We start from the raw sequence: 11,604 nt of genomic DNA, 5'->3' as shown, positions 1-11,604 counted from the left end.
ACCGTCTCGCGGCCGGCTCAAACACGTGTCTCACGATCGTGGGCAGATCCCTGCCCCGATGCGCCCCGCACGCGCCCCTCAGCCGAGCGCCGCGACGATCTCGGTGACCTTGTCCTTGGCGTCGCCGAAGAGCATCTGGGTGTTGTCCTTGAAGAAGAGCGGGTTCTGCACCCCGGCGTAGCCGGTGGCCATCGACCGCTTGAAGACGATCACGTCGCGGGCCTTCCACACCTCGAGCACCGGCATGCCCGCGATCGGCGATCCGGGCTCCTCGAGCGCGGCCGGGTTGACGGTGTCGTTGGCGCCGATGACCAGCACGACGTCGGTGTCGGCGAGGTCGTCGTTGATCTCGTCCATCTCGAGCACGATGTCGTAGGGGACCTTCGCCTCGGCGAGCAGGACGTTCATGTGCCCGGGCAGGCGGCCCGCGACGGGGTGGATGCCGAAGCGGACGTCGACGCCCTTGTCGCGCAGCTTCCGCGTCAGCTCGGCGACAGGGTACTGCGCCTGGGCCACGGCCATGCCGTAGCCGGGCGTGATGACCACCGACGAGGCCCCGGCGAGCAGGTCGGCGACCTCGCCCGCCTGGATCTCGCGGTGCTCGCCGTAGTCGCGGTCACCGCCCACGGTGGCGCCGTCGGAGCCGAAGCCACCGGCGATGACGCTGACGAACGAGCGGTTCATCGCCGTGCACATGAGGTAGCTGAGGATCGCGCCGGACGAGCCGACGAGCGCGCCGGTGATGATCAGCAGGTCGTTGCCGAGCATGAAGCCCGCCGCGGCCGCGGCCCACCCCGAGTAGCTGTTGAGCATCGACACCACGACCGGCATGTCACCGCCGCCGATGGCGGCGACGAGGTGGAAGCCCAGCGCCAGCGCGAGGACGGTCATGAGCGCGAGCGGCACCATCCCCACCCACCCGTCGGCGAGCATGAACCACACCATCAGCGCGGCGGACACCAGCAGGACGGCGAGGTTGAGCAGGTGGCGCGCGGGCAGCACCAGCGGCGAGGACTTCATCCGGGCGCTGAGCTTGAGGTTGGCCACGATCGAGCCGGTGAAGGTCACCGCGCCGATGAACACGCCCAGGAAGACCTCGGCGTTGTGCACCGCGTCGGACTCCAGCCCGAGCTCGCCGTGCAGGGAGGCGACCTCGATGAAGGTGTTGTAGCCGACCAGCACGGCGGCGAGGCCGACGAAGCTGTGCATCATCGCGATCAGCTCGGGCATGCCGGTCATCTCGACGCGCCGGGCGAGCCGGATCCCGATGACCGCGCCCACCGTGCCGGCGACGAGGATGATGACGAGCCCGACCACGACCGGGCCCTGGTCGACGTAGTCGGCGCCGAGGCGGTCGAGCACCAGCAGCAGGCTCGCGACCAGCGCGAGGGCCATGCCGGCCATGCCGAACGCGTTGCCGCGCCGCGCCGTCTCGTGCTTGCTCAGCCCGGCGAGGGCGAGGATGAACAGCAGCGCCGCGAGGATGTAGGCGCCCGTGACGAACGAGACCAGGCTCGAGTCCCTACCGAGGTCCATGCCGGTCTCAGCCCTTCTGGAACATGTTGAGCATCCGCCGGGTGACCAGGAAGCCACCGAAGACGTTGATGCTGGCGAGCAGGATGGCCACCCCGGCGACGAGCTGGACCGCGAGGTTGTCGACCGGGGCCTGCAGGATCGCGCCGACGACGATGATGCCGCTGATCGCGTTGGTGACGCTCATCAGCGGGGTGTGCAGCGCGTGGTGCACGTTGCCGATGACGTAGAAGCCGATCACGACGGCGAGCACGAAGACCGTGAGGCTCGGCAGGAAGCTGACCGGCGCGGCGGTCGCGAGCGCGAGGAACACCACGGCGGCCAGGCCGGCGGCGTAGAGCCGGCGACGCGGGTCGGGCGGCGGGGGCGGCTGCTTCTCGACGGCCGCGGGGGCGGCGGGGGCGGGCGCGGCAGAGACCTGCACGGGGGGCGGCGGCCACATCACCTCCGCGCCCTCGCCGGTCGATCGCGTCACGGTGATGCCACGCTGGACGACGTCGTCCAGGTCGAGGGTGAGCACGCCGTCCTTGCCGGGCGTCAGGAGCTTCATCAGGTTGACCACGTTGGTGCCGTAGAGCTGGCTCGTCTGCGCGGCCAGCCGGCCGGCGAGATCGGTGTAGCCCAGCACGGTGACGCCGTTGGCGGTCACCACCCGCTCGTCCTCGACCGTCGCGGCGACGTTGCCGCCGTTGGCCGCGGCCATGTCGACGACGACCGAGCCGGGCCGCATCGCCGCGACCGTCTCGGCGGTGATCAGCCGCGGTGCCGGCCGGCCGGGGATCAGCGCGGTGGTGATGACGATGTCGGCGGCGCGCGCCTCCTCGTCGTACATCGCGGCGGTCGCGGCCTCCTGCTCGGCGGTCATCTCCTTGGCGTAGCCGTCGGAGGACACCTCCTGCTCCATGTCGACGGTGACGAACTGCGCGCCCATCGACTCGACCTGCTCGGCCACCTCGGGACGCACGTCGAACGCGCGCACGACCGCGCCCAGGGAGCCCGCCGCGCCGATCGCGGCCAGACCGGCCACCCCGGCGCCGACGACGAACACCCGTGCAGGCGGCACCTTGCCGGCGGCGGTGACCTGGCCGGTGAAGAGCCGGCCGAACTCGTGGGCCGCCTCGATCACCGCGCGGTAGCCCGCGACGTTGGCCATCGAGGAGAGCACGTCCATCGACTGCGCGCGCGAGATGCGCGGCACGGCGTCCATCGCGAGCGCGGTCACGCCCTGCGCGGCGAGGCGCTCGACCAGCTCGGGGCTCCGGGCGGGCGCCATCAGGCTGACGACCGTCGCGCCCGGGCGCAGCCGGCCGATCTCGTCGTCGGTGGGCGCGTCGACCTTCACCACCACGTCGCTCGACCACACGTCGGCACCGGTCCCGACCGCGATGCCGGCCTCGGCGAACGCCGTGTCGGGCTGGTCGGCGGCCACGCCGGCCCCCGTCTCGACCACCACGTCGTAGCCGAGCGCCGCGAGCTGTGACGCCGTCTTCGCCGTGGCGGCCACCAGGGTCTCCCCTGGCCGGGACTCGCGAGGGATGCCGATGCGCACTACTGCCTCCTGGTGGCGGGCCGGACGGTCGGGCCGGGCACAAGGTACCGAACGTGTGGCGTGAGTCACGGCTGCACACCGTGGCGTGGACCACAGCGGCGCGGCCCGAGCAGCGGCGGGGGTCCTGCGCGAAGATGGTGCCCCCGACCGGGGCGACCGCCCTCGGCGACCCGTGATGGGGTGATCTCGTGCGACGACAGATCCCGAGGCGGCGCGACCTCGCTCCGCTGCTGCGCTTCAAGGAGCCCACCTGGTCGGCGCGCGAGCGACGCCTCGCCAACGCGCTGACCGTCGAGGACCTGCGTCGCATCGCCAAGAGGCGTACGCCCCGCGCGGCGTTCGACTACACCGACGGGGCCGCGGACGGCGAGGTCTCCCTGGCCCGCGCCCGGCAGGCCTTCGCCGACGTGGAGTTCCGGCCCGCGATCCTCCGCGACGTCTCCGAGGTCGACACCTCCCGCGACGTGCTCGGCGCCCGGGTGGCGCTGCCGTTCGGGATCGCCCCCACCGGCTTCACCCGGATGATGCAGGCCGAGGGCGAGATCGCCGGCGCGACGGCAGCCGCGGCCGCCGGCATCCCGTTCGCCCTCTCCACCATGGGCACCACCTCGATCGAGGAGGTCGCCGCCGCTGCCCCGGCCGCGAGCGGCGCGCGCAACTGGTTCCAGCTCTACATGTGGAAGGACCGCGAGCGCTCGATGGCGCTCGTCGAGCGGGCCGCCCACGCGGGCTTCGACACGCTGCTCGTCACGGTGGACGTGCCGGTGGCCGGCGCCCGGCTGCGCGACGTGCGCAACGGCATGACGATCCCGCCGACCCTCACCCCGCGCACCGTGCTCGACGCGATCCCCCGCCCCGCGTGGTGGTTCGACTTCCTCACCACCGGGCCGCTCGCGTTCGCCTCGCTCGACGCCTGGTCGGGCACGGTCGCCGAGCTGCTCGACACGATGTTCGACCCGACCGTGACCTACGACGACCTGGCGTGGATCCGGGACCAGTGGCCCGGCAAGGTCGTGGTGAAGGGCGTCCAGACCGTCGACGACGCGCGCCGCTGCGCCGACGTCGGCGTCGACGCGGTGCTGCTGTCCAACCACGGCGGGCGCCAGCTCGACCGGGCGCCGGTGCCCTTCCACCTGCTGCCCGACGTCGTCGCGGCCGTCGGCGACCGCGTCGAGGTGCACGTCGACACCGGCATCATGTCGGGGCAGGACGTCGTCGCCGCCGTCGCCCACGGCGCCACCTTCACCCTCGTCGGGCGCGCCTATCTCTACGGCCTGATGGCCGGCGGTCGCGAGGGTGTCGACCGGGTGATCGACATCCTGCGCGGGCAGGTCGAGCGGACGATGAAGCTGCTCGGCGTCCGCACGCTCGACGAGCTCACCCCCGACCACGTCGTGGCCCTGCGGCGGCTCACCGCCCGGTGAGCTGAGGGCTCGCCGTCAGTGCGCGACGCCGTAGAGCCGGTCGCCGGCGTCGCCGAGGCCCGGGACGATGTAGCCCTTGTCGTTGAGCATCTCGTCGATCGCCGCGGTCACGACGGTGACCGGGACGTCGAGGCCGGCGAGCCCCTTCTCGAGCCGGTCGACGCCTTCCGGCGCGGCGAGCAGGCAGATCGCGGTGATGTCGTCGGCTCCGCGGTCGGTGAGGAAGCGGACCGCCGCCGCGAGGGTGCCACCGGTGGCCAGCATCGGGTCGAGCACGTAGCACTGGCGCCCGGACAGGTCCTCGGGCAGCCGCTCGGCGTAGGTCGAGGCCTCGAGCGTCTCCTCGTTGCGCACCATGCCGAGGAAGCCCACCTCCGCCGTCGGCAGCAGCCGCATCATCCCGTCGAGCATGCCCAGGCCCGCCCGCAGGATCGGGACGACCATCGGCTTGGGGTGCGCGAGGTAGACCCCCGACGTGGGGCCGACGGGCGTGGTGATCGGCCGTGGGTCGACACGCACCTCGCGCGTCGCCTCGTAGGCCAGCAGCGTCACCAGCTCGTCGGTCAGCCGTCGGAACGTCGGGGAGTCGGTCTGCTCGTCGCGGAGGACGGTCAGCTTGTGGGAGACGAGGGGGTGGTTCACCACGTGCAGGCGCATGGGGTCACCCTAGTGGGGTACGAACCCGGCGACCGCGGCGCCGGCGAGGGTTGGCGGCCCCCGTGCTTTCTGCGACATTTGACGTCGACGGTGGTGGAGGAGGTGTGGGGATGTCCGAGCCCGGCCAGGTCGACTTCGCGCTGGTCGCCTTCCGCGAGGACGGCGCGTGGCAGGTGCAGGAGATCGCCTCGCCCGCGTTCGACACGATCGACTCGCTGGGCCACGCGCTGCGCCAGGTCTCCGGCGACGATGGCGCCGTCGGGATGGTCGCGGTCGACGAGGACTTCTTCGTGCTGGTGCGCGTCGTCGGTGCGCGTACGCGCGTGCTGCTCTCCGACGTGACGGCCGCCGACACGTGGGAGCTCGCGCAGTCTGCGATCGACCACCTCGGCCTGCCCCCGCCCGAGGACGACGACATCGAGGTGCCGGCAGGCGACCTCGACCTGCTCGCCGACCTCGGCCTGCACGCCGTCGACCTCGGCGCGCTCCTCGACGACGTGGAGCTCTACCCCGACGAGATGCTCTCCGACATCGCCCGCCGACTGGGCTTCGGCGAGCTCTTCGACGACGCCGTGGGCCTCACCTCCGCATGACGCTGCACACCACCCGGGTCGGCACCTGGGACGACGCCATGCGCCTCGCGCTCGCCGAGGCACGGGCCGCCCTGGCCGCCGACGACGTGCCGGTCGGCGCGGTGGTCCTCGACGAGTCGGGCGCGGTCGTCGCCACCGGCCACAACACCCGCGAGGCCGAGGGCGACCCCACCGGCCACGCCGAGGTGGTGGCCCTGCGCGCCGCGGCGGCCGCCCGCGGAGAGTGGCGGCTGTCGGGGTGCACGCTGGTCGTCACGCTCGAGCCGTGCACGATGTGCGCCGGCGCGGTGGTCCTCGCCCGCGTCGACCGCCTCGTCTTCGGCGCCTACGACGACAAGCTGGGCGCCGTGGGCTCGCTCTGGGACGTGGTGCGCGACCGCCGCCTCAACCACCGTCCGGAGGTCGTCGCGGGGGTGCTGGCCGCGGAGTCCACCGCCCTGCTCGACGACTTCTTCGCCCGCCACCGCACGGTCGCCCCGCCCGCCGGCTGACCCGGCCCGACCCCGCTGACGCGGCCCGCCCGGCGACGTACGCTCGCTGCATGACCGTCGTGCGCCGCGCCGCCGTCGAGGACGCCGAGGTGCTCGGGCGCCTGCTGTGGGACTTCAACACCGAGTTCGACACCGAGACCGACGACGCCGAGGTGCTCGCGGGGCGCTTCGCCCGCCTGCTGGGCCTCGACGGCGTGCTCGCCGTGCTCGCGGAGGACACCTCCGACCTCGCGGTGGGGTTCGCCCTGGTCACGCTGCGCCCGGCGATCTGGTACGACGGCCCGGTGGCGCAGCTCGAGGAGCTCTACGTCGTCCCCGCGCTGCGCTCGCGCGGCGTCGGCACCCGGATCCTCGCCCTGTGCCGCGACCTCGCCCGCGACCTGGGGTCGCCCGAGATGCACATCAACGTCGACGAGGTCGACACCGACACCCGGCGCTTCTACGAGCGGCACGGCTTCGCCACCATCGAGGAGGGCTCCGAGCACCGCATGCTCTGCTACGTCGGCCCGACCGCCTGACCCGTCGCGCGCCCGGCCGCGACCATCTCCTCGACGCCCTCGCCCAGGCACTCCTCCAGCGCACCGAGGTCGGCCACCGCGCTCGCGTCGACGTTGACGCCGATGCACGCGGTGTCGGCGCAGGTCACCAGGCACACCGTCAGCGCCGAGCCGGGCAACGGCCCCAGGACGTACATCCCCTCCACCTCGGCCCCGGCCATGAAGCGTCGGCGTGGCGGGCCCGGCAGGGAGAGGACGAACGCGTCCGGGGCCGTGGCGGCGCGCAGGGCGGACGCCCCGACGACGGCCGGGAGCCGGTTGACCAGCGGCGCCGCGGCGTCGAGCACCTCGAGGGCCCGCTCGGTGTGCAGCGACAGCACCTCGCCGCGCACCGCCGCGACCCGGTCTACCGGGTCCTCGACGGCGAGCGGACCGCTGACCTGCGCGGTGGCGAAGCGGTTGCCGAGGTCGTTGGCGCGGGCCAGCGAGACGCGGACCCCCACCGGGATCTCGGCCACCGTGCTGCCGCGCCGCGCGTGGTAGCGCCGCAGCCCGCCGAGGACCAGCGCCACGGTCGTGTCGTCGACCGACCCCCCGGCGAGGCGGGCGACGGAGCGCAGCGGCTCGAGGGGGGCCCGGAAGGTGAGGAACCGCCAGCGCCGCCCCGTGCGCGGCGAGAGCTCCGGCGAGGGCGGCGCGGCCGGGGTGAGGAGCCGGCGCACCGAGGCGCCGTAGCGCAGCGTCGAGGCGACGGTCGCCTGCGGTCGCACCGCCGCCAGCGCGGCGCGGCGGGCGGCGGCGCGGGCGAGGTGGGGAAGCGCGGCGACCTCGGTGCGCAGGCCGGTGACGGCCAGGTCGACCGGGTCGGCGTCCGCCGGCGCCACGTGCTCCTCGCCGAGCGGCTTGAGCGGGGTGTGCGCGCGGCGATCGGACTGGAGCATCGAGAGCAGCTGCACCGTGCCGAGCGGGTCGGCGAGCGCGTGGTGGATCTTGAGGACGTACGCCGCCCCGCTCGGCATGCCGTCGAAGAGGACCCCCTCCCACAGCGGGCGCGACCGGTCGAAGGGTCGCAGCGCGATCTGTGCGGCCTCGCCGAGCATCTCCTCACGGCTGGCGACCCGCTCGCGGCGCAGGTGGTAGCCGAGGTCGAAGGTCGGGTCGTCGGCCCAGACCGGAGCGGCGGTCGGGACGGCCGGCTCGACGACGCGCTGGCGCAGGCGGCGCACCAGCTCGGTGCCCCACTCGGTGGCCGCGACGAAGCGCTGCCAGTCGGGCGCCCGGTCGAGGTCGATCACGACGGTGGTCGTCGACGACTGCACCGGGTGCCGCTCGGCACGCCACAGCAGGGTCTGCATCGGCGTCAGCTCGCCGCCGGTGGCCATCGACGCGGCCGCCACCCAGCGCTCGACGTCGGCGGGGGTGCTCATGCGGGCCACCTGGCCAGGGTCTCCGCGAACCTCGTGTGCAGCGCCGCGATCCGCTCGCTCATCTCGTCCACGCTCCAGTCGGTCTCGGGCTCCAGCACGCACGCGTCGACGACCCCCGGGTGGAGCACCATCGACCCGCGCCGCATCAGCTCCCCGGTGTTGCGGAGCACGATCGGCACCACCGGCACGCCCGCCTGGGCGGCGAGGTGGAACGCGCCCTTGCGGAACGGACCCAGCACGGGGGTCGGCGACCGCGTCCCCTCCGGGAAGATCATCAGCGAGGTGCCCGAGCGGATCCGCTCGACGACCCCGTCGAGCGTCGCGCGCGCCGACGCGGAGTCGGAGCGGTCGATCCAGGCCGGGTCGACGACCACCGAGCCGACGACGGCGCGGGGGTCCCAGCGCGCCTCCTTCTTCGCGACGATCGTGAAGTCGCGCTCGAGCAGGCGGCCCAGGACCGGGACGTCGAGCGCGCTCTGGTGGTTGGCCACGAAGATGGCCGGGCGGTGGGTCCACAGCCGCTCCCGGTGGAGCACGTCCAGGCCGACGCCGGCCAGCGCCATCGGCAGGTGGGTGGCGAGCCGGAGCGCGGCGTTGCGGCCCTCGCGCAGGTCGCCGCGCGCCAGCCCGTAGGCCAGCCCCAGGCCGACCCCCGCGTTCATGCCGGCCAGCGCGAGCGCCGTACGCCCGGCCGCGCGGAGCGAGCCGCCCACCGGGTCGGAGAGGTCGAGCACCGGCCACCCGAGGCGGGCGGCGGCGGCGCGCAGGTCGCGGTGCGGGTTGAGGGCGGTGGGGCGGCCCACCGAGGAGAGGAACGCGACGTCCTCGTAGCCGTTGCCGTAGGCGTAGGAGTCGGCGAGGTCGAGCGCGTGCTCGCGGGCGAACGCGCGCACCCCGCTCGCCTTGTGGCGGCCCCACAGCATGGGTCCGTCGGTGGCCCCGGTGAACTGGCCGTCCTCCACGACGAGGCGGGTGCAGACGAGGTGGTCGACGCCGAGGTCGCGGGCCACCGGGGCGACCTGGTAGGGCGTGGCGGCCGACGCGACGGCGACGGTGTGGCCGGCGCGCTGGTGCGCCGCGACGAGCGCGCGCGACTCGCGGCGGATGGTGCCGGCGATCTTGGCGCGGAAGAGCCGCTCACCGAGGTCGGCGAAGGCCTCCTCGGACTCGCCCCGCATGGCGGAGAAGGCGACGTGTGCGATGCGGGTCGGGTCACCGCCGAGCTCGCCGTCGACGGCCGTGACGACGGTGCGCAGGAACTCGGCCGGAGAGACGTCGCGGCCCCGGAGCCGGTCGCCGTAGAACGTGGCGGCGGTGTAGCCGGCGACGAGGGTGCCGTCGAGGTCGAAGAACGCGCCCACCGACGGGCCCTGCGGCCCGGCCTCGATGGCCTCGATCGCCTCCTGCGCTGCGCTCGAGAGCCCGCTCACACGCGCTCCGCCCTCGGCACCGGCTGCTGCTGCGGCGCCGGGTCGGGGTCCGGGCCGGGGTCGGGCGTCGGCTCGGGGTGGCCGACCGTGACCGTGTCACCGGCCATCTCCCCGACGATGTTGACGCGCCGCACGGAGTCGCGCAGCTCGGCGGCGAACGCCTCCCGGGCCGACCCGACGCCCGCGCCCTCGGCGAGCAGCCCCCGGTGGCGGGCGAGCGCCAGCGCGGACCGGAAGAGCTCGAGCGAGATCGACTCCTGGCTCGCCACCCGGCGCTGCAGCGCCCACTGGCGGCCCACCGCGAGCGAGTCGGCGAGCAGCTCGTCCTCGTCGACCGGGCCGTCGCCGTGGTCGGCGAGCCGGTCGGCGACGACGAGGTAGGCGTCGAGGAAAGGGCGCAGCACGAGGTGGGCCAGGTGGGGCCGGGCCTGCACGAGCAGCTCGCGCGCCCGGGCGGGCGTCATCTCCGTGACGCCTTCGCCGGCCAGCAGCCGCAGCTCGGTGCGCAGCTCGTCCTCGAACCGGCCGCGCGAGGGGAAGAAGAACTCGAACTTGAGCAGGTCGCGCATCCGCTTCGCCTCCTCCCAGCCCACCTGGAGCTCACCTCCCGGCGGCAGCTCCGCGCCGGGCTCCAGCTCGCTGACGGTGAGGAGGGACAGCTCGCCGATCGCCCGGTCGACGAGCACGTGGATCACGGTGTTGCGGTAGAACGCGGCCACGAGGTGCTGGTCGTCCCCGATCTTCCAGACCGGCTCGGTGCCCTGGTCGTACGCCGTGAGCACGCCGCTGCGGGTCAGGTCGGCGAGGGCGCGCCGGATGGTCGCGCGGTCGCGGAGGTCGGCCGCCCCGGCGACCGGCCAGCGGCGCGCGTCGATGTAGGCGGCGAGCGGCTCGACCGTCTCGAGCACCTCATCCACGGTCAGCGCCCGGTCGGCGCCGAGGAGGGCGAGGGAGACGATCGCGGTGGTGGTGACCGGGGTGGCCCGGTTGAGCCGGTGGGAGATGTCGAGCGCGACCCGCTCGACGGCCTGGTGGCCGGTGACGCCCTCGGCGGCGAGCTCGGCCATCCGCTCGCCGAGCGAGAACGGCTCGCCGACGGTGAGGTAGGCGCGCCCGAGGCGCTTGTGCTGGAGGCGGGCGAAGCGCACCAGCCAGCGCCAGTCCTCGGGCGTCTTGCTGGCGCCGCGCGCCTCCTCGGTCATCGACGAGACCTCGTGGAGCTGGTCGTAGACGACCGAGACCGGCACGACCTGCACGTCGGGGGCGTCGTCGTGCTCGTCCTGACCCTGCACGGTGTCGGTGAGGTACTTCAGGATCCCGTGCACCGGCGGGCGCAGCTTGCCCGTACGCGTCCGGCCACCCTCGATCGACCAGGCCAGGTTGCGCTTGTTGGCCACCAGCCGGCGGATGTAGGAGCGCAGCGCGAGGCGGTAGACCGGGATCTCCTGGGTGGCGCGGCGGATGAAGATGAGGCCGGTGCGGCTGGCGACGGAGCCGATGACCGGCAGGTTGAGGTTGGCGCCGCCGAAGGTGTAGGTCGGGGAGAACCGGCGTGCCCGCAGCACGTTGGGGATGACCATGCCGTCGAGGTAGGAGCGGTGGCTGAAGGCGAGGGCCAGGCTGTGCGTGCGGTCGAGCTTGCGCAGCTGCTGCACCTGGTCCTCGTCGACCAGGACGTCGTAGGCGCGCAGGAACCACTCGCCCATCCGCGCCCAGCCCTGCGACGCCCGGTCGTCGTGGGCGGCGCACATCTCGTGGAGGTAGCCCGTGACCTCCTGCCAGACCTCCTCCTCGGGGCGGCCCTGCTCGTCGGCGTGCGCGGCGACGGCGCGCTGGAACCGCTTGTCGTGGAGGAGCTCGGTGACCTCCGGGGGCGGCGCGGCCGGCAGCCGGTCCCCCACGCTCCTCGGCAGTGCGGCGCGCGCGAGGTCGCGGGCACGTCGGACGACAGCCACAACCCCTCCTTCCCGCACGCGCGGCGGCGCGAGCACAGGCGTCCGCCG

The 11,604-nt window shown here is 73.9% G+C and carries 10 protein-coding genes; 4 read left to right on the top strand and 6 right to left on the bottom strand.

Translation table 11 applies throughout. From position 1 onward, the window contains the following. Positions 1–78: 78 nt before the first annotated feature. Positions 79–1,536, bottom strand: coding sequence for a Re/Si-specific NAD(P)(+) transhydrogenase subunit beta (pntB, locus tag JX575_RS00795; RefSeq protein ID WP_186339819.1), 1,458 nt, complete (start codon positions 1,534–1,536; stop codon positions 79–81). 7 nt (positions 1,537–1,543) lie between these two features. Next, positions 1,544–3,082: a Re/Si-specific NAD(P)(+) transhydrogenase subunit alpha gene (locus JX575_RS00790; RefSeq protein WP_186339818.1), complete on the bottom strand. Its 1,539-nt coding sequence runs from the start codon at positions 3,080–3,082 to the stop codon at positions 1,544–1,546. A gap of 188 nt (positions 3,083–3,270) precedes the next feature. Here JX575_RS00790 and JX575_RS00785 point away from each other — a divergent pair, with 188 nt between their 5' ends. Continuing rightward, positions 3,271–4,506, top strand: a complete 1,236-nt coding sequence (locus JX575_RS00785; RefSeq protein WP_186339817.1) for an alpha-hydroxy acid oxidase — start codon at positions 3,271–3,273, stop codon at positions 4,504–4,506. Between the two features lie 15 nt (positions 4,507–4,521). Here the strand turns inward: JX575_RS00785 and upp are convergent, their stop codons facing one another. After that, a complete protein-coding gene (gene upp / locus JX575_RS00780) occupies positions 4,522–5,163 on the bottom strand; it encodes a uracil phosphoribosyltransferase (RefSeq protein WP_186339816.1) in 642 nt (213 codons plus the stop codon). 110 nt (positions 5,164–5,273) lie between these two features. Between upp and JX575_RS00775 the strand changes: the two genes are divergently transcribed. The 3 genes from JX575_RS00775 to JX575_RS00765 are packed head-to-tail and all read left to right on the top strand — an operon-like array spanning position 5,274 to position 6,765. Continuing rightward, positions 5,274–5,756 (top strand): tRNA adenosine deaminase-associated protein, encoded by a 483-nt coding sequence (locus JX575_RS00775; protein WP_186339815.1) that lies wholly within the window; start codon positions 5,274–5,276, stop codon positions 5,754–5,756. A gap of 38 nt (positions 5,757–5,794) precedes the next feature. Beyond that, positions 5,795–6,247, top strand: coding sequence for a nucleoside deaminase (locus tag JX575_RS00770; protein ID WP_186340376.1), 453 nt, complete (start codon positions 5,795–5,797; stop codon positions 6,245–6,247). A 50-nt stretch (positions 6,248–6,297) separates the two neighbouring features. Next, positions 6,298–6,765, top strand: coding sequence for a GNAT family N-acetyltransferase (locus JX575_RS00765; RefSeq protein WP_186339814.1), 468 nt, complete (start codon positions 6,298–6,300; stop codon positions 6,763–6,765). Here the strand turns inward: JX575_RS00765 and JX575_RS00760 are convergent. The 3 genes from JX575_RS00760 to JX575_RS00750 are packed head-to-tail and all read right to left on the bottom strand — an operon-like array spanning position 6,744 to position 11,556. Then, positions 6,744–8,171, bottom strand: a complete 1,428-nt coding sequence (locus JX575_RS00760) for a wax ester/triacylglycerol synthase domain-containing protein (RefSeq protein ID WP_186339813.1) — start codon at positions 8,169–8,171, stop codon at positions 6,744–6,746. The genes JX575_RS00765 and JX575_RS00760 overlap by 22 nt on opposite strands. After that, complete coding sequence (locus JX575_RS00755; protein ID WP_186339812.1) at positions 8,168–9,601, bottom strand: HAD-IB family hydrolase; 1,434 nt, start codon at positions 9,599–9,601, stop codon at positions 8,168–8,170. Before JX575_RS00755 ends, JX575_RS00760 begins: the two co-directional genes overlap by 4 nt. Next, a complete protein-coding gene (locus JX575_RS00750; protein ID WP_186339811.1) occupies positions 9,598–11,556 on the bottom strand; it encodes a lysophospholipid acyltransferase in 1,959 nt (652 codons plus the stop codon). Before JX575_RS00750 ends, JX575_RS00755 begins: the two co-directional genes overlap by 4 nt. Between the last annotated feature and the right edge of the window lie 48 nt (positions 11,557–11,604).

It is taken from the genome of Nocardioides sp. zg-1228, assembly GCF_017086465.1.
GTDB lineage: Bacteria > Actinomycetota > Actinomycetes > Propionibacteriales > Nocardioidaceae > Nocardioides.
The sequence above is the reverse complement of the archived record's forward strand: the minus strand, read 5'-3'. Positions and strand labels throughout refer to the sequence as shown.

Excerpts from the sequence above, each read along its gene's own strand:
- JX575_RS00770 (WP_186340376.1), top strand. The coding sequence starts at position 5,795 with ATGCGCCTCGCGCTCGCCGAGGCACGGGCCGCCCTGGCCGCCGACGAC.
- pntB (WP_186339819.1), bottom strand. The coding sequence starts at position 1,536 with ATGGACCTCGGTAGGGACTCGAGCCTGGTCTCGTTCGTCACGGGCGCC.
- upp (WP_186339816.1), bottom strand. The coding sequence starts at position 5,163 with ATGCGCCTGCACGTGGTGAACCACCCCCTCGTCTCCCACAAGCTGACC.
- JX575_RS00765 (WP_186339814.1), top strand. The coding sequence starts at position 6,298 with ATGACCGTCGTGCGCCGCGCCGCCGTCGAGGACGCCGAGGTGCTCGGG.
- JX575_RS00775 (WP_186339815.1), top strand. The coding sequence starts at position 5,274 with ATGTCCGAGCCCGGCCAGGTCGACTTCGCGCTGGTCGCCTTCCGCGAG.
- JX575_RS00760 (WP_186339813.1), bottom strand. The coding sequence starts at position 8,171 with ATGAGCACCCCCGCCGACGTCGAGCGCTGGGTGGCGGCCGCGTCGATG.